The sequence below is a fragment of the Streptomyces sp. NBC_01622 genome, from assembly GCF_045209635.1.
Lineage (GTDB): Bacteria > Actinomycetota > Actinomycetes > Streptomycetales > Streptomycetaceae > Streptomyces.
Map to the genome: position 1 here is coordinate 6,752,678 of NZ_CP109293.1, position 14,977 is coordinate 6,767,654.

At 66.5% G+C, this 14,977-nt stretch carries 22 protein-coding genes; 18 read left to right on the forward strand and 4 right to left on the reverse strand.

Features of this window, described 5'->3' with window-relative positions:
* Positions 1–12: 12 nt before the first annotated feature.
* From OH768_RS31145 to OH768_RS31155, 3 genes are all read right to left on the reverse strand, one after another.
* Complete coding sequence (locus tag OH768_RS31145) at positions 13–2,625, reverse strand: hypothetical protein (RefSeq protein WP_406459108.1); 2,613 nt, start codon at positions 2,623–2,625, stop codon at positions 13–15.
* Between the two features lie 182 nt (positions 2,626–2,807).
* On the reverse strand, positions 2,808–3,647 hold the full coding sequence (locus OH768_RS31150; protein ID WP_406459110.1) for a helix-turn-helix domain-containing protein: 840 nt from the start codon (positions 3,645–3,647) through the stop codon (positions 2,808–2,810).
* Positions 3,648–3,855: 208 nt separating this feature from the next.
* The gene (locus OH768_RS31155) at positions 3,856–4,347 is read right to left on the reverse strand and encodes an ATP-binding protein (protein WP_406459112.1); all 492 of its coding nucleotides are present in this window, start codon (positions 4,345–4,347) and stop codon (positions 3,856–3,858) included.
* Between the two features lie 140 nt (positions 4,348–4,487).
* Between OH768_RS31155 and OH768_RS31160 the strand changes: the two genes are divergently transcribed.
* Both OH768_RS31160 and OH768_RS31165 read left to right on the forward strand, forming a co-directional pair.
* Entirely contained in the window at positions 4,488–5,357 is an 870-nt protein-coding gene (locus OH768_RS31160) for a helix-turn-helix domain-containing protein (protein WP_406459114.1), read from the forward strand.
* Positions 5,354–5,545 carry a DUF397 domain-containing protein gene (locus tag OH768_RS31165; protein ID WP_406459116.1) on the forward strand — a complete coding sequence of 64 codons (192 nt, stop codon included), beginning with the start codon at positions 5,354–5,356 and terminating at the stop codon, positions 5,543–5,545. The genes OH768_RS31160 and OH768_RS31165 overlap by 4 nt, the downstream gene beginning before the upstream one ends.
* A 48-nt stretch (positions 5,546–5,593) precedes the next feature.
* Here OH768_RS31165 and OH768_RS31170 read toward each other — a convergent pair whose 3' ends face one another.
* The gene (locus OH768_RS31170) at positions 5,594–6,748 is read right to left on the reverse strand and encodes a right-handed parallel beta-helix repeat-containing protein (protein WP_406459118.1); all 1,155 of its coding nucleotides are present in this window, start codon (positions 6,746–6,748) and stop codon (positions 5,594–5,596) included.
* A gap of 620 nt (positions 6,749–7,368) precedes the next feature.
* Here OH768_RS31170 and rpsJ point away from each other — a divergent pair.
* The 16 genes from rpsJ to rpsH all read left to right on the forward strand — a co-directional run bounded on the left by rpsJ (position 7,369) and on the right by rpsH (position 14,973).
* Positions 7,369–7,677: a 30S ribosomal protein S10 gene (gene rpsJ, locus OH768_RS31175; protein WP_003948644.1), complete on the forward strand. Its 309-nt coding sequence runs from the start codon at positions 7,369–7,371 to the stop codon at positions 7,675–7,677.
* Positions 7,678–7,694: 17 nt separating this feature from the next.
* Complete coding sequence (gene rplC / locus OH768_RS31180; protein WP_262064200.1) at positions 7,695–8,339, forward strand: 50S ribosomal protein L3; 645 nt, start codon at positions 7,695–7,697, stop codon at positions 8,337–8,339.
* A 5-nt stretch (positions 8,340–8,344) separates the two neighbouring features.
* Positions 8,345–9,001 carry a 50S ribosomal protein L4 gene (gene rplD / locus OH768_RS31185; RefSeq protein WP_388113708.1) on the forward strand — a complete coding sequence of 219 codons (657 nt, stop codon included), beginning with the start codon at positions 8,345–8,347 and terminating at the stop codon, positions 8,999–9,001.
* Entirely contained in the window at positions 9,001–9,420 is a 420-nt protein-coding gene (gene rplW / locus OH768_RS31190; RefSeq protein ID WP_200681734.1) for a 50S ribosomal protein L23, read from the forward strand. Before rplD ends, rplW begins: the two co-directional genes overlap by 1 nt.
* A 38-nt stretch (positions 9,421–9,458) precedes the next feature.
* Complete coding sequence (rplB, locus tag OH768_RS31195; RefSeq protein ID WP_019055517.1) at positions 9,459–10,295, forward strand: 50S ribosomal protein L2; 837 nt, start codon at positions 9,459–9,461, stop codon at positions 10,293–10,295.
* Between the two features lie 12 nt (positions 10,296–10,307).
* Positions 10,308–10,589 carry a 30S ribosomal protein S19 gene (gene rpsS / locus OH768_RS31200; protein WP_019055518.1) on the forward strand — a complete coding sequence of 94 codons (282 nt, stop codon included), beginning with the start codon at positions 10,308–10,310 and terminating at the stop codon, positions 10,587–10,589.
* A gap of 40 nt (positions 10,590–10,629) precedes the next feature.
* On the forward strand, positions 10,630–10,977 hold the full coding sequence (gene rplV / locus OH768_RS31205) for a 50S ribosomal protein L22 (RefSeq protein ID WP_006604878.1): 348 nt from the start codon (positions 10,630–10,632) through the stop codon (positions 10,975–10,977).
* Positions 10,977–11,828 (forward strand): 30S ribosomal protein S3, encoded by an 852-nt coding sequence (gene rpsC, locus OH768_RS31210; protein ID WP_019072283.1) that lies wholly within the window; start codon positions 10,977–10,979, stop codon positions 11,826–11,828. The genes rplV and rpsC overlap by 1 nt, the downstream gene beginning before the upstream one ends.
* 5 nt (positions 11,829–11,833) lie before the next feature.
* Positions 11,834–12,253: a 50S ribosomal protein L16 gene (rplP, locus tag OH768_RS31215; RefSeq protein ID WP_010986348.1), complete on the forward strand. Its 420-nt coding sequence runs from the start codon at positions 11,834–11,836 to the stop codon at positions 12,251–12,253.
* Positions 12,253–12,477, forward strand: a complete 225-nt coding sequence (gene rpmC / locus OH768_RS31220; protein ID WP_003998824.1) for a 50S ribosomal protein L29 — start codon at positions 12,253–12,255, stop codon at positions 12,475–12,477. The genes rplP and rpmC overlap by 1 nt, the downstream gene beginning before the upstream one ends.
* Positions 12,477–12,764: a 30S ribosomal protein S17 gene (rpsQ, locus tag OH768_RS31225; protein WP_019072282.1), complete on the forward strand. Its 288-nt coding sequence runs from the start codon at positions 12,477–12,479 to the stop codon at positions 12,762–12,764. Before rpmC ends, rpsQ begins: the two co-directional genes overlap by 1 nt.
* A gap of 128 nt (positions 12,765–12,892) precedes the next feature.
* On the forward strand, positions 12,893–13,261 hold the full coding sequence (rplN, locus tag OH768_RS31230) for a 50S ribosomal protein L14 (RefSeq protein ID WP_003998823.1): 369 nt from the start codon (positions 12,893–12,895) through the stop codon (positions 13,259–13,261).
* Between the two features lie 2 nt (positions 13,262–13,263).
* The gene (gene rplX / locus OH768_RS31235) at positions 13,264–13,587 is read left to right on the forward strand and encodes a 50S ribosomal protein L24 (RefSeq protein WP_019072281.1); all 324 of its coding nucleotides are present in this window, start codon (positions 13,264–13,266) and stop codon (positions 13,585–13,587) included.
* Positions 13,587–14,144, forward strand: coding sequence for a 50S ribosomal protein L5 (gene rplE / locus OH768_RS31240; protein ID WP_019072280.1), 558 nt, complete (start codon positions 13,587–13,589; stop codon positions 14,142–14,144). Before rplX ends, rplE begins: the two co-directional genes overlap by 1 nt.
* A 5-nt stretch (positions 14,145–14,149) precedes the next feature.
* Positions 14,150–14,335: a type Z 30S ribosomal protein S14 gene (locus OH768_RS31245; protein ID WP_003948630.1), complete on the forward strand. Its 186-nt coding sequence runs from the start codon at positions 14,150–14,152 to the stop codon at positions 14,333–14,335.
* 239 nt (positions 14,336–14,574) lie between these two features.
* A complete protein-coding gene (gene rpsH / locus OH768_RS31250) occupies positions 14,575–14,973 on the forward strand; it encodes a 30S ribosomal protein S8 (RefSeq protein ID WP_013001411.1) in 399 nt (132 codons plus the stop codon).
* Positions 14,974–14,977 lie beyond the last annotated feature (4 nt).

Below are 14,977 nucleotides of genomic sequence, written 5' to 3' on the forward strand. Positions count from 1 at the left end.
GTCACCGGCCCTTCACTGAGGGGTCCAGTTGCCGTGGCTGTCGAGCTTCCCGAAGTCGGGGGTCCACTTGCCGGCCACGATGCGGCCGGGCACCCAGAAGTCACGGCCGTCGACCTGGAACTTGCGCCACTCCGGCAGCGTCTCGTCCGCCCTGAGCCTGACGAGGGTGGTCGGCAGCGAGACCTCCCAGGGATCGCCCTGCGGCACCTCGTCGCCGGGCGCGTCGTCGCGGGCGCGGATCTCCTCGGTGATCGGGAGGTAGTCGGTGTCGGTGATGCCCGGCACGGCACCGCCGCTCCAGATCTGCCCGATCATGAGGAAGTACCGTACGTCGCCTTCGAGTTGAGGGCGGACCGGTACGACGACCCGGGCGGCGCCCGCCTTGAGGAATTCGGCGAACAGCGGGTCGGGGTCGTCCGCGAGCGCGTTGGCGTACCACGTCTCGCGGCGGGCCCAGTAGTACGGGTAGAACACGTACATCATGTGTTCCCACTCGAAGGCCTGCTCGAAGAAGCGGATGAACGCCTCCTGGTCGGAGCCGACGACGTTCTGGTTCGAGTGCGGCGGAACGTTCGGGCGCGGGAAGGCGGGCGCGGTGGTGTTCACCTTGACGTCGTCGATGTCCGCGTCGTAGAGATCGGTGCCGGAGAGGAGGGCGATGCACGCCTTCTTGAGTTCCGCGCGCTCGATCAGCCTGTTCTGCGCCGGATTGCGGCCGAGCGACACCGTGCCGGCCGCCTGCACCGCCTGGGCCTTCACCTTGTCCTGGTAGACGCTCACCAGGTTCTCGTGGGCGTTGACCAGCGAGTTGTACGTGTCGAGCCGCCACTGCTCCAGCGCGGTGTCGGTCCGTGCGCACGCCACCTCGACCGTGACCGCGAAGTCCCGTGCCTGCTGGGTCTCCACGGCGATCGGTATGCTGCCCTGCTCGTTGATCAGCGTGTTGTCGGGGTCGGGCAGCAGCGCGGCGCCGGGCGGCAGGGTGCCGGCGCCCTTGCACTCGAAGCGGTGTTTGCCGACGAACACCCACATCCGCTCGTCGCCGTCCTCCTCCTCGAAGAGGGTGAAGGCGCCCTGGGCGGTGATGGCCGTCGCCTGGTACCCCTGCGGGATCGTCAGGTCGTCCACGACCGCCAGGTGGTCGTGGTCGTCCTTGTTCCCGGTGAGGCTCTTCGCGACGGTGGTGAAGGGCTCCGGGGGCGCGTTGACCCCGAGGGCGCCGTACTTGCCCATGAACGTGCCGTAGTACGTGGCCGAGTTGAGCTCCGAGGACACGTCGGCCGGTGTGAGCGGCCGGGAGACGACCGTGGACTTGAGGAGCCCGTCCGGGCCGAGATCACCGGGCCGGACCGCGCGCCAGGGCGGTGTGTTCGCGCTGTCGTTGACGACGACGAAGGGCTCGGGCGGTGTGATCGTCGCCTGGACGCCCTTCACGGTGGTGGCGTCGACGATGAAGGCCGCCGGTTCCGGGACCGTGAGGTCGAACATCAGGCGGCTGCCGTAGTTGAAGGTCTGCGCCTCGTAGACCTTGTTCACCCACTGGTAGACGCCGCTCACGTTCGCGTTGCCCGGGCCGGTGTTCTCGAACGAGTGGAGTTCCCGGTCCTTGAGCACCTCGATGGTGCGGGTCGTCTCCTGCCGCCGCACCGTCTCGGTGACCTTCGTCGCCGCCCGGTTCGTCACGTCCCGCGCGTGATCGGTCGCGACCTTGGTGGACTCCTCCTTCGACAGCTTGTAGGCCACGCTGGCGTTCGCGTTGATCTCCACGGCGCCGTACTTCGCGGAGACGTTCACGCCACCGTTGATCGACAGATCCTCGCTGACGGTGTTCTGCACCTCGTTCTTGAAGTCGAACCGCTCGGTCACGTCGAGCGAGGTCGTCGTCTCCGTCGTCTTCGAGGTCTCCGTCACCACGGTCGTGTCGAGGGTCAGGTTGTGGTGCTTGAGCTTCTCCCGCTTCTCGCCCTTGAGAATGTTCTCGATGTTGGCGACGTCCCCGGGCTCGTACCGGGTGAGCTGCTGCTTGACGACGAGCAGGTCTCCGACGCCGACCGGCTGCGGCAGACCGCTCCGCAACGGGAACACCGCGGTCGGCAGCACCAGCGATTGGCTCAGCGCGCTCTGGATCTCACCGGCGGTCTCCAGGGAGGTGTCGGCTGCCGCCACGCGCGTGATCAGCCCCGTCAAGCGGGTGAGCTGGGCGAGATCGCTGATCGGGTGCGAACGCGTGGCCGGCAGCAGGAAGAGGGCGACGATCGTGTCGTGCACGTTCTGCACGAAGAGCTTGAAACCCGCGTCGGCGACCAGGACCTGCGGCGTCTTCCCGAACCCCGACTTGATCACGGCGGTCAGGTCCGCGGCGTGCTGAGCCGTCGCGGCGGTCGCTGCCAGTTTGTCGTAGGCGCCCTGGTCCGGGATCGCGTCGCTCTCCTTGATGAACCCCGGGCCGTAGTCGCCGATCAGGTACCGCCCGGCGACCGTCTGCGCGGCGTCGACCGGACTCTCGCTCTGACGGGCTGAGGCCAGCGCCTTCTGGAACGCGCTGGACGACTGCAGATCTATGGAATGTGTCGGTGCGGTGCGCGCGGGCGCGCGCAGCGCAACAAAACGGAACAGGTCAGTCACTTTTTTCCCCCGTTGCATACGCATCTAAGGCGTGTGCCGGGAGTCTTACGCTGCGCCGTTGCTGATCGGTACCCCTATGGCCGGATCGGGGTTGTTTGTGCCGGTGAGCGGTCAGTGCTGTTTCGCGGAGCCCTGATCCGGGTAGCGCGGCAGGCCCACCGTCGAGATCGTCCACTCGGCGATCAGAGATCGGATCGGCAGTCGCGGCAGCGACCGGGTTCGGGCGCGCGGAAGGCGTGGTCGCAGCCTTCGCAGTTCTGGAGTGGGTATCGGACTGCCGGTGGTGGTGCCGGGGCGCGGAACGCTGGCGGGGGCGGCAGTTGGGCCGTCAGACGGTGGGCCAGGAGGGCTGCGGGCCGTCGTAGTCCTTCGGGCGGCAGGTCGGTCGTCAGGGCGTGGCGTACGACGCTGGGGGTGACGTCTCGTTCCAGCCAGGCCGCGACCCCGGGGGCGAGGTGGGTCGTGTCGCAGGTCGAGAGGATCAGGCGGGGGTCGTGGCGGCGGAGGTCCGTGAGGAGGTCCGTGGCCCGCTGGATGAGGGCGGGGGAGGGGTAGGCCGGGCGCGGTACGGGCGGCAGCGCCCTGCGGGGTGTGCCCTTCTTCGGCGTCGGCGGTGTGTGGGTGTCTCTACGGTGGCTGCCGGGCTGGTTGCAGGAGATCGTGCGGGTGATGATGCGGCCGTCGGGGATGCGGTGGCGTTCGCGGCGGAGGTAGCCGTGGGTCTCCAACTCCCGTAGCGCGGCGGCGATTCGGGTCGTGCCCTCGGGGAAGCGGGCGGCGAGGGTCTTGATGTCGGCGCGGGCGCCCTTGGGGAGGGACTGGATGTGGACGCCGAGTCCGATCGCGAGAGCCGACAGTTGCGGGTGCTGGGCGAGGTGGTTGCCGATCACCGTGAAGCGGGTGGTGTGGCGGGAGTTGTCGTGCGTGAGCCCGCTGTGCGCACCGTGCCGCTGGTTCGGGTGTTTGTCGGCGGTGTGCCGGGACTGGGCGTGCGGGGGCGCGGTAATGTCGTGTGTATCCATCGGGAAGCTGTATCTCTTCCTTGGTGGTCAGGCCCTCGCCTTGGGATGCCAGTCCCGGCGAGGGCCGTCGTATGTCTGCGGTTGTGTTGGCCTGAGCGTAGATCACGCAACCCGTCCGGAATCCAGCCCAGTTGGCGATGTTCACCCACATGGGTGATCGGCGGGCTGTGCTGCCGGGAGGGTGGGGTGGGGCTTGGTGAGGGTCCTTTCACCGTCGTGGTTCTTGGGAAAGAGCGCCCCTCGCACCGGAGCACGAGGACCCGTGCTCCGGTTCCGGTGTGAGGTCCAGTTCCGCCCAGATCGTCTTGCGTGGGTTCGGTCCCCGAGCTACGCCCCAGCGGTCGGCGAGCGCCTCGACGAGGAGGAGTCCCCGGCCGGACTCGGCGTCGGTGGCTGGGTGTTGGGGACGGGGCGGGCGGTCGCCGCAGGTGTCGGTGACCTCGATGCGCAGGGTGCCGCCGACGACGTAGAGGGTCAGTCTGAAGTCCCGGCCTGGTACGCGGCCGTGCGTGGCCGCGTTGGCCGCCAGTTCGGCAACGACGTGCTCCGCCGGATCCAACGGGAGGTCCCAATCCCGGAGTTGCTGTACCGCGAGCAGGCGGGCCTGGCGGGCTCCGCGGGGTGTGGGTGGCAGGAGTGCGCTGAAGTTGGGGATGGGGTTGGCGAGTTGGACCGCGGGCTCGGCGGTTCCTTGATTCATGTCACTCAGCGTGGCCGAACGTGTTTGCCTTGACGTGCGATGACGCCTGTACGTATCCGCCCTGTCCCGTCGTTGTCTCGCGTTGTCTCGGCTGTCTCCGACGACGTACGGGTACCGGTGCGCGTTGGAGGTGGGTGGCCATGAATGACGAAAGCGTGAGCAACGAGAACGAGGGTGTGGACGAGGCCGGCTGGGACCTCGAACCCGGGGACGAGAGCGCGCCGTTGGTGGAGGCCGTGGGGCGACTCGTCAGGTTCTGCCGGGAGCAGGCCGGGATGCGGGTGGCCGACTTCGCCAAAGTCATGGGGTACGGCGAGGACATGATCCGCAAGATCGAGCGCGGGGCGCGGATTCCTCGGGTGGAATTCCTGGACCGTGCCGACGATGTCCTGAACGCGGGTGGGCATCTGCGGGCGTTCCAGGAGGACGTGGAGAAGGCCCTGTATCCGAAGAAGGTGCGGGATCTGAAGAAGAAGGAGGACATGGCGGTCGAGCTTCAGCTGTACAGCAACCACAACATTCATGGGTTGTTGCAGACACCGGAGTATGCGCGGGCGCTGCTGGGGACGTGGCGGCCGACGTACTCGCAAGGCGAGCTGGAACGCATGCTGGCAGGACGTATGGCGCGCAAGTCCATCTTCGAGCGCGAGCCCGCGCCTGAACTGAGCTTCGTGCAGGAAGAGGTGACCCTGCGCCGCCCGGTCGGAGGCACAATGGTGCTGCGCCGACAGCTTGAGCACATGCTGGAGGTGGCTCAGTTGCCTTACGTAGAACTCCAAGTGATGCCAACGGCCCGCGCAAACCATCCTGGAACGGGCGGACGGATCCAGGTGCTGAAGTTCGCCGACGGTTCGGGGGCAGGGCGTATGGACGACGATTTCGGGGGCCGACCGGTCGACAACCCGAGGCAGCTACGGGTCCTTGAACTGCGGTATGGCATCATCCGGGCCCAGGCTCTCACGCCAGAGGAGTCGCTGGCCTTTATCGAGCAAGTGCTGGGAGAAACATGATCCGCGAGCCTTCTGAGTTGCTGTGGTTCAAGAGCAGCTACAGCGACAGCAGCAACGGCAACGACTGCGTCGAGATAGCCACCACCCCGCACACCATCCACGTCCGCGACTCCAAGAACACCCAGGGCCCCCGCCTCACCCTCGCCCCCACCGCCTGGACCGACTTCGTGGCGTACGCCGCCGAGTAGTACCAAGTCGGCCGGTCCAGGCAGGCAGTCAGTCGGAGGGGGCCGTCCCTACGGGTTCACCACCTTGCCGCCGAACGTCACCGCGAGGTTGCCGCCCGAGGTGAAGGACCAGCCCAGGCTCCCTGAGTAGGGCCCGCAGCGTGCACCGTTCGTCCCCGTCCAGAACTGGTTCGAACTGTCCGCGTCCCCGACGGTCTTGTCGTTCGAGCCGCTGACCGCGAACCGGCACGACGTGTTCGTGCGGAACACCGACGTACCCGTGTCGAACGAGAAGTTGCGCTCCGCGTTGTCGATGCCGACGTTGTTCGAGATCGTCATCGTGCCCGGGTTGCTGTTGTAGGTGAACCCGTGATGGCCGTTGCCGTAGGCGATGTCGTGCCGGACGACGTGGTTGACGGCGATGTCGTCACCGCCGAGCTTGTAGCCGTTGCGGTCGCCGTTCGCGTTCTGGGTGCCGTCGGTGAGGGTGCCGTTGCCGTAGGAGAGGGAGTACTCGATGGTCACCGGGCCGATGGCGCCGGTGTCGGTCTTGGTGTAGAGGTCCCAGCCGTCGTCGATGTTGTTGTGGGAGACGTCGTAGCGGAAGACGTTCCCGGTGCCGGTGGTGAGCTTCGCCGCGAAGCCGTCGGCGTTCTCGCCGCCGGAGTCCTCGTTGTCGTGCGACTCCGAGCTCACGATCAGGTTGTTCGAGGGCCACTGGGAGCTCGGCGTGCTGGAGGAGATGCGGCCCAGCTGCAGACCCGTGTCGCGGTTGTACGCCGTCACCGCGCGCTCGACGACGTTGTTGCTGCCGCCGACGTAGATCCCGTTGTCGCCGGCGTGCTCCACGGTGAGGCCGTAGAGGTGCCAGTAGTTGGCGTTCAGCTGGAGCCCGCGGTTCGACGAACTCTCGCTCTGCGCCGAGAAGTTGAGGACCGGGGTCTCGCCGGAGTAGGCGGTCAGGGTGGTCCGCGCGCTCGACGTGCCGTCGCTGCCCACGGGGACGGTGACGGTCGACGAGTAGTTGTACGTCCCGCCGCGCACATAGATCGTGCCGCCGGACTCGATGCGGCTGATCGCCGTGGCGAGGGTGGTGGGGGCGGAGAGGGTGCCGGCCGCGCTCGCGGTACCGGTCGGTGACACGTACTGGGTGGCGTTCGCGGCCTGCGCCGGGGTGCCGGAGAGTGCTACGAGTGTGCCGGCCACCAGGCCGACACACGCCATGACTGGTCTCACTTGCATCGTTCTGCCTCCAGGGTCGTCCCATGACCAGGGGTGCCGTGCAAGGGAAAGCGCTTTCCCGCGTTCTCGTGAGGGACCGTAAGCGCTTGCTGTGGACGCGTCAATGGATGTGTACTTGATTCTCATTCACAGAGGTGAACGGCGATGGGGGCTGGGCGAGTCGCGTGCCGGGCGCGCGTGTTTGACCTGCGTCACTCCAGGGGTAATCTCTACGCCCCGATTGGCCAGCCCCCTGCCCCATATGGCAGACTGTCCGAGTTGCTCGGTCGAGTGTTGATGCTGCGCGCCTCCCGTCGGGAGGACCGGAAGCGAGTCCCACGGTACTCGTCGTCCCAACTGTCTTAACGGCAGCGCTGGGACGGACGTACGGGAATCTTTCGGGAAGTGTCAGTGCGGCGCCGACCAGGCACCCGGTGGGCTTCTTCGCCCTCGGCCTGCGGTTCCGGAAGGGCCGTGCTTTCCCAGCTGGGAAGTTCCGTATATGGGACTTCTGTGTCGGTGAGAGCGCGACACACCCGACCGCGTGGGTCGGAGGAATCGTGGAGAGCAGAAGGGCGTACCGGGGTGCAGAGCGTTACTAGAGACAGGACTACTGAGTAGCCATGGCGGGACAGAAGATCCGCATCCGGCTCAAGGCCTACGACCACGAGGTCATCGACAGCTCGGCGAAGAAGATCGTCGAGACGGTGACCCGCACTGGTGCGTCGGTCGCGGGCCCGGTGCCGCTGCCCACTGAGAAGAACGTGTACTGCGTCATCAAGTCGCCGCACAAGTACAAGGACTCTCGCGAGCACTTCGAGATGCGCACGCACAAGCGCCTGATCGACATCCTCGACCCCACCCCCAAGACCGTTGACTCTCTGATGCGACTCGACCTCCCGGCCGGTGTCGACATCGAGATCAAGCTCTAGGGGTCGGTGAGCTGAAGATGGCAAAGCAGATCAAGGGCATCCTGGGCGAGAAGCTCGGCATGACGCAGGTTTGGGACGAGAACAACCGTGTTGTTCCCGTGACCGTGGTCAAGGCCGGCCCCAACGTCGTGACCCAGGTCCGTACGAACGACAGTGACGGCTACGAGTCGGTCCAGATCGCCTTCGGCGAGATCGACCCGCGCAAGGTGAACAAGCCCCTCAAGGGTCACTTCGCCAAGGCCGATGTCACGCCGCGTCGCCACCTCGTCGAGATCCGCACCGCGGACGCCTCCGAGTACACGCTCGGCCAGGAGATCACCGCTGAGGTGTTCGAGGCCGGCGTCAAGGTCGACGTGACCGGCAAGAGCAAGGGCAAGGGCTTCGCCGGTGTCATGAAGCGCCACAACTTCCGGGGCCTCGGCGCCGGCCACGGTGTCCAGCGCAAGCACCGCTCTCCCGGCTCCATCGGTGGCTGTGCCACCCCGGGCCGTGTGTTCAAGGGCGTCCGCATGGCGGGCCGCATGGGCAACGAGCGGGTCACCACCCAGAACCTGACCGTTCACGCTGTTGACGCGGAGAAGGGACTGCTCCTCATCAAGGGAGCCATCCCGGGTCCGAACGGCGGCCTCGTCCTGGTCCGTACCGCGGCCAAGGGGGCCTGAGGACTATGAGCACCATTGACATTCAGTCGCCCTCCGGCGACACCGCCGGGACCGTAGAGCTCCCGGCCGAGATCTTCGACGTAGAGAAGATCAGCATCCCGCTGCTTCACCAGGTCGTCGTCGCACAGCTGGCCGCCGCCCGTCAGGGCACGCACAAGGTCAAGCGTCGTGGCGAGGTCCGCGGTGGCGGTAAGAAGCCGTACCGCCAGAAGGGCACCGGCCGCGCCCGTCAGGGTTCGACCCGCGCCCCGCAGTTCGCCGGCGGTGGCGTCGTCCACGGCCCCACGCCGCGTGACTACTCGCAGCGGACCCCGAAGAAGATGAAGGCCGCGGCCCTGCGCCACGCCCTCACCGACCGGGCCCGCAACGCTCGCATCCACGTCATCACCGGCGTGATCGAGGGCGAGACCCCCTCCACCAAGGCCGCCAGGAGTTTCCTCGGCAAGGTCAGCGAGCGCAAGAACGTGCTCCTGGTCATCGAGCGCTCCGACGAGGCCGCGCTGCTTTCCGCGCGCAACCTGCCCCAGGTCCACATCCTGGAGCCGGGCCAGCTGAACACGTACGACGTTCTCGTCTCGGACGACGTGGTCTTCACCCAGGCCGCTTTCGAGTCCTTCGTGTCTGGCCCCCAGGCCGCTGACACCGAAGGGAGCGAAGCCTGATGGCTACGCGTCACCCGAGCATCGCCTCGAAGGCCGCCAAGGCCAAGAAGGTCGCGCGCATCGCCAAGGCGAAGCGCCACGAGACCGAGGGCAAGAACACCGTCGAGACGCCGATCAGCAAGTCGTTCACGGATCCCCGTGACGTGCTGCTGAAGCCGGTCGTCTCGGAGAAGAGCTACGCGCTCCTCGACGAGGGCAAGTACACCTTCATCGTGGCCCCGGGCGCCAACAAGACCCAGATCAAGCAGGCCGTCCAGGCGGTCTTCTCGGTCAAGGTCACCGGGGTCAACACGATCAACCGCCAGGGCAAGCGCAAGCGCACCAAGACCGGTTTCGGTCAGCGCGCGGGCAGCAAGCGCGCGATCGTGACCCTCGCTGAGGGCGACCGTATCGACATCTTCGGCGGTCCGGCCGCGTAAGCGGGTCGGATCGTCCGATATCGGACGAGGACTGAGAAATGGGAATCCGCAAGTACAAGCCGACTACGCCGGGCCGCCGTGGCTCCAGCGTCGCCGACTTCGTCGAGGTCACGCGGTCCACGCCGGAGAAGTCGCTGGTCCGCCCGCTGCACAGCAAGGGCGGCCGTAACAATTCCGGTCGTGTGACCGTTCGCCACCAGGGTGGCGGACACAAGCGCGCCTACCGCGTCATCGACTTCCGTCGCCATGACAAGGACGGCGTGCCGGCGAAGGTCGCGCACATCGAGTACGACCCCAACCGCACCGCGCGCATCGCGCTGCTGCACTACGCGGACGGCGAGAAGCGCTACATCCTCGCCCCGCGCAACCTGCAGCAGGGTGACCGTGTCGAGAACGGTCCCGGGGCCGACATCAAGCCGGGCAACAACCTGGCGCTCCGCAACATCCCGGTCGGTACCACGATCCACGCGATCGAGCTCCGTCCCGGTGGCGGCGCCAAGTTCGCCCGCTCCGCCGGTGCCTCCGTGCAGCTGCTCGCGAAGGAGGGCACGATGGCCCACCTTCGTATGCCTTCCGGTGAGATCCGCCTGGTCGACCAGCGCTGCCGCGCCACGGTCGGCGAGGTCGGCAACGCCGAGCAGAGCAACATCAACTGGGGCAAGGCCGGCCGCAAGCGCTGGCTTGGCGTTCGCCCGTCCGTCCGTGGTGTCGCGATGAACCCGGTCGACCACCCGCACGGTGGTGGTGAGGGCAAGACCTCCGGTGGTCGCCACCCGGTCTCCCCGTGGGGTCAGAAGGAGGGTCGTACTCGTTCGCCGAAGAAGGCTTCGAGCAAGTACATCGTCCGCCGCCGCAAGACGAACAAGAAGCGCTAGGAGCGGGTTTAGATGCCGCGCAGTCTCAAGAAGGGACCCTTCGTCGACGGACACCTCATCAAGAAGGTGGACGTACAGAACGAAGCCGGTTCCAAGAACGTCATCAAGACCTGGTCCCGCCGCTCGATGATCGTCCCGGCCATGCTCGGCCACACGATCGCGGTGCACAACGGCAAGACCCACATCCCGGTGTTTGTCACCGAGTCGATGGTCGGCCACAAGCTCGGCGAGTTCTCGCCGACGCGCACCTTCCGGGGTCACGTCAAGGACGACCGGAAGTCGAAGCGCCGCTAGCGCGGGGTGAACGACCATGACAAACACTGAAGGGACAACCATGGAAGCCAGGGCCCAGGCGCGGTACATCCGCGTCACGCCCATGAAGGCCCGCCGCGTGGTGGACCTCATCCGTGGCATGGACGCCACGGAGGCTCAGGCGGTCCTGCGTTTCGCCCCGCAGGCCGCGAGCGTGCCGGTCGGCAAGGTGCTTGACAGCGCCATTGCCAACGCCGCACACAACTACGACCACACCGACGCCGGCAGCCTCGTCATCTCCGAGGCATACGTCGACGAGGGTCCGACCCTGAAGCGGTTCCGTCCGCGTGCCCAGGGCCGCGCCTACCGGATCCGCAAGCGGACCAGCCACATCACCGTGGTCGTCAGCAGCAAGGAAGGAACCCGGTAATGGGCCAGAAGGTTAACCCGCACGGGTTCCGGCTCGGCATCACCACGGACTTCAAGTCCCGGTGGTACGCCGACAAGCTGTACAAGGACTACGTCAAGGAAGACGTCGCCATCCGTCGGATGATGACGTCCGGCATGGAGCGCGCCGGCATCTCGAAGGTGGAGATCGAGCGCACCCGTGACCGTGTGCGTGTGGACATCCACACCGCGCGCCCGGGCATCGTCATCGGCCGCCGCGGCGCCGAGGCCGACCGCATCCGTGGTGACCTGGAGAAGCTGACCGGCAAGCAGGTCCAGCTGAACATCCTCGAGGTCAAGAACCCGGAGACGGACGCTCAGCTGGTGGCCCAGGCCGTCGCCGAGCAGCTGTCCTCCCGCGTCTCCTTCCGCCGTGCCATGCGCAAGAGCATGCAGTCGGCGATGAAGGCCGGCGCCAAGGGCATCAAGATCCAGTGCGGTGGCCGCCTCGGCGGCGCCGAGATGTCCCGCTCGGAGTTCTACCGCGAGGGCCGTGTGCCCCTGCACACGCTCCGCGCGAACGTCGACTACGGCTTCTTCGAGGCCAAGACGACCTTCGGCCGTATCGGTGTGAAGGTCTGGATCTACAAGGGCGACGTCAAGAACATCGCCGAGGTCCGCGCCGAGAACGCCGCTGCCCGTGCGGGTAACCGCCCGGCTCGCGGTGGCGGCCCGGGCGGCGACCGCCCGGCCCGTGGCGGTGGCCGCGGTGGCGAGCGTGGCGGCCGCGGCCGCAAGCCGCAGCAGCAGTCCGCGCCGGCTGCCGAGGCCCCCAAGGCCGAGGCTCCCGCCGCCGCTGCCGCTCCGGCTGAGAGCACCGGAACGGAGGCCTGACCGAAATGCTGATCCCCCGACGGGTCAAGCACCGCAAGCAGCACCACCCCAAGCGTCGTGGTCAGGCCAAGGGCGGTACGCAGGTTTCGTTCGGCGAGTACGGCATTCAGGCCCTCACGCCGGCGTACGTGACGAACCGCCAGATCGAGGCCGCCCGTATCGCGATGACCCGCCACATCAAGCGTGGCGGCAAGGTCTGGATCAACATCTACCCGGACCGCCCGCTCACGAAGAAGCCCGCCGAGACCCGCATGGGTTCCGGTAAGGGTTCTCCCGAGTGGTGGATCGCGAACGTGCACCCGGGCCGGGTCATGTTCGAGCTGTCCTACCCCAACGAGAAGATCGCCCGTGAGGCCCTCACTCGCGCAGCGCACAAGCTGCCGATGAAGTGCCGGATCGTCAAGCGCGAGGCAGGTGAAGCGTGATGTCGGCCGGTACCAAGGCGTCCGAGCTGCGCGAACTGGGTGACGAGGAGCTTCTCGCGAAGCTCCGCGAAGCCAAGGAAGAGCTGTTCAACCTCCGCTTCCAGGCGGCGACCGGTCAGCTCGAGAACCACGGTCGGCTGAAGGCCGTCCGGAAGGACATCGCGCGGATCTACACCCTGATGCGTGAGCGCGAGCTGGGCATCGAGACGGTGGAGAGCGCCTGATGAGCGAGAGCAACGTGACTGAAGAGCAGACCGCTTCCCGCGGCTTCCGCAAGACCCGTGAGGGTCTCGTCGTCAGCGACAAGATGGACAAGACCGTCGTCGTCGCCGTCGAGGACCGCGTGAAGCACGCGCTGTACGGCAAGGTCATCCGCCGTACGAACAAGCTCAAGGCCCACGACGAGCAGAACGCCGCAGGCGTCGGCGACCGCGTCCTCCTCATGGAGACGCGTCCGCTGTCCGCGACGAAGCGCTGGCGCATCGTCGAGATCCTCGAGAAGGCCAAGTAGGTAATTCCCGCAAGGGAATTCCAATAGATACCGCCTGCGGGGAATTTCCCGCAGGACAGTTCCGCCAGGCTCCAAGGGCCGTTCACCGAACGGCCCTTGGGGAACCGGCAGACGATCAGGAGATAGACGTGATCCAGCAGGAGTCGCGACTGCGCGTCGCCGACAACACTGGTGCGAAGGAAATCCTTTGCATCCGTGTGCTCGGTGGCTCCGGTCGCCGCTACGCGGGCATCGGTGACGTCATCGTCGCCACCGTCAAGGACGCGATCCCCGGTGGCAACGTGAAGAAGGGTGACGTCGTCAAGGCCGTCATCGTTCGCACCGTGAAGGAGCGCCGTCGTCCGGACGGCTCGTACATCCGCTTCGACGAGAACGCCGCCGTCATTCTGAAGAACGACGGCGACCCTCGTGGCACCCGCATCTTCGGCCCGGTCGGGCGTGAGCTGCGCGAGAAGAAGTTCATGAAGATCATCTCGCTGGCTCCGGAGGTGCTGTAAGCATGAAGATCAAGAAGGGTGACACGGTTCAGGTCATCACCGGCAAGGACAAGGGCAAGCAGGGCAAGGTCATTGCCGCTTACCCGCGCGACGAGCGCGTCCTGGTCGAGGGTGTCAACCGGGTCAAGAAGCACACCAAGGCCGGCCCCACCGCAAAGGGCTCGCAGGCCGGTGGCATCGTCACGACCGAGGCGCCGATCCACGTCTCCAACGTCCAGCTGGTCGTTGAGAAGGACGGCAACAAGGTCGTCACGCGTGTCGGCTACCGCTTCGACGACGAGGGCAACAAGGTTCGCGTTGCCAAGCGGACGGGTGAGGACATCTGATGACTACCACCACCACTCCGCGTCTCAAGACGAAGTACCGCGAGGAGATCGCGGGCAAGCTGCGTGAGGAGTTCTCCTACGAGAACGTCATGCAGATCCCCGGCCTCGTCAAGATCGTGGTCAACATGGGTGTCGGCGACGCCGCCCGTGACTCCAAGCTCATGGACGGTGCCGTCCGTGACCTGACCACGATCACCGGTCAGAAGCCGGCCATCACCAAGGCCCGCAAGTCCATCGCGCAGTTCAAGCTGCGCGAGGGTCAGCCGATCGGTGCCCACGTCACGCTCCGTGGCGACCGCATGTGGGAGTTCCTGGACCGCACCCTGTCGCTCGCGCTTCCGCGCATCCGCGACTTCCGTGGTCTGTCTCCCAAGCAGTTCGACGGTCGTGGCAACTACACCTTCGGTCTCACCGAGCAGGTCATGTTCCACGAGATCGACCAGGACAAGATCGACCGCGTCCGGGGTATGGACATCACCGTGGTGACCACGGCGACCAACGACGCCGAAGGCCGTGCCCTTCTCCGTCACCTCGGCTTCCCCTTCAAGGAGGCGTAAGCGAGATGGCGAAGAAGGCTCTGATTGCCAAGGCTGCTCGTAAGCCCAAGTTCGGAGTACGTGGCTACACGCGCTGCCAGCGCTGCGGCCGTCCGCACTCCGTGTACCGCAAGTTCGGCCTCTGCCGCGTGTGCCTTCGTGAGATGGCTCACCGTGGCGAGCTGCCGGGCGTGACCAAGAGCTCCTGGTAGTCCGGTAGTTCCGGACTCCCGAAGCTCTCGGTAAGCAAAGGGTACGGTCAGGTGCCCACCCCTCCATGGCTTAGGCTAGGGGGGTTGGGCGCCTGATTGCCGCCCATACGCACGCGGACCCTGTCCGCTAATGAATGCTTACTACGCCGTAGGTCCACCGCACCGCACCCGCCTCGTCTCGGATCGAGGAGAGGGATGGGCACCTGGAAACCCCGGCGAGAGAGGCCGAAGGCCAATTCATGACCATGACTGATCCGATCGCAGACATGCTTACGCGTCTGCGGAACGCGAACTCGGCATACCACGACTCAGTGACGATGCCGGCGTCCAAGATCAAGTCTCACATCGCGGAGATCCTCCAGCAGGAGGGCTTCATCACGGGCTGGAAGGTCGAGGACGCCGAGGTCGGCAAGAACCTCGTCCTCGAGCTGAAGTTCGGCCCGAACCGTGAGCGCTCCATCGCGGGCATCAAGCGGATCTCCAAGCCCGGTCTCCGGGTGTACGCGAAGTCCACCTCCCTGCCCAAGGTGCTCGGTGGCCTCGGCGTGGCGATCATCTCCACGTCGCACGGTCTCCTCACCGACAAGCAGGCCGGCAAGAAGGGCGTAGGCGGAGAAGTTCTCGCCTACGTCTGGTAGCGGA

Bases quoted from the DNA above. Each gene is read 5' to 3' on its own strand.
- rpsJ (WP_003948644.1), top strand. From the start codon at position 7,369: ATGGCGGGACAGAAGATCCGCATCCGGCTCAAGGCCTACGACCACGAG.
- rplX (WP_019072281.1), top strand. From the start codon at position 13,264: ATGAAGATCAAGAAGGGTGACACGGTTCAGGTCATCACCGGCAAGGAC.
- OH768_RS31165 (WP_406459116.1), top strand. From the start codon at position 5,354: ATGATCCGCGAGCCTTCTGAGTTGCTGTGGTTCAAGAGCAGCTACAGC.
- rplW (WP_200681734.1), top strand. From the start codon at position 9,001: ATGGCTACGCGTCACCCGAGCATCGCCTCGAAGGCCGCCAAGGCCAAG.
- rpsH (WP_013001411.1), top strand. From the start codon at position 14,575: ATGACCATGACTGATCCGATCGCAGACATGCTTACGCGTCTGCGGAAC.
- OH768_RS31150 (WP_406459110.1), bottom strand. From the start codon at position 3,647: ATGGATACACACGACATTACCGCGCCCCCGCACGCCCAGTCCCGGCAC.
- rplB (WP_019055517.1), top strand. From the start codon at position 9,459: ATGGGAATCCGCAAGTACAAGCCGACTACGCCGGGCCGCCGTGGCTCC.
- OH768_RS31170 (WP_406459118.1), bottom strand. From the start codon at position 6,748: ATGGCGTGTGTCGGCCTGGTGGCCGGCACACTCGTAGCACTCTCCGGC.
- rplD (WP_388113708.1), top strand. From the start codon at position 8,345: ATGAGCACCATTGACATTCAGTCGCCCTCCGGCGACACCGCCGGGACC.
- rplV (WP_006604878.1), top strand. From the start codon at position 10,630: ATGGAAGCCAGGGCCCAGGCGCGGTACATCCGCGTCACGCCCATGAAG.
- OH768_RS31155 (WP_406459112.1), bottom strand. From the start codon at position 4,347: ATGAATCAAGGAACCGCCGAGCCCGCGGTCCAACTCGCCAACCCCATC.
- rplC (WP_262064200.1), top strand. From the start codon at position 7,695: ATGGCAAAGCAGATCAAGGGCATCCTGGGCGAGAAGCTCGGCATGACG.
- rpsC (WP_019072283.1), top strand. From the start codon at position 10,977: ATGGGCCAGAAGGTTAACCCGCACGGGTTCCGGCTCGGCATCACCACG.
- rpmC (WP_003998824.1), top strand. From the start codon at position 12,253: ATGTCGGCCGGTACCAAGGCGTCCGAGCTGCGCGAACTGGGTGACGAG.
- rpsS (WP_019055518.1), top strand. From the start codon at position 10,308: ATGCCGCGCAGTCTCAAGAAGGGACCCTTCGTCGACGGACACCTCATC.
- OH768_RS31245 (WP_003948630.1), top strand. From the start codon at position 14,150: ATGGCGAAGAAGGCTCTGATTGCCAAGGCTGCTCGTAAGCCCAAGTTC.
- rplP (WP_010986348.1), top strand. From the start codon at position 11,834: ATGCTGATCCCCCGACGGGTCAAGCACCGCAAGCAGCACCACCCCAAG.
- OH768_RS31160 (WP_406459114.1), top strand. From the start codon at position 4,488: ATGAATGACGAAAGCGTGAGCAACGAGAACGAGGGTGTGGACGAGGCC.
- rplE (WP_019072280.1), top strand. From the start codon at position 13,587: ATGACTACCACCACCACTCCGCGTCTCAAGACGAAGTACCGCGAGGAG.
- rpsQ (WP_019072282.1), top strand. From the start codon at position 12,477: ATGAGCGAGAGCAACGTGACTGAAGAGCAGACCGCTTCCCGCGGCTTC.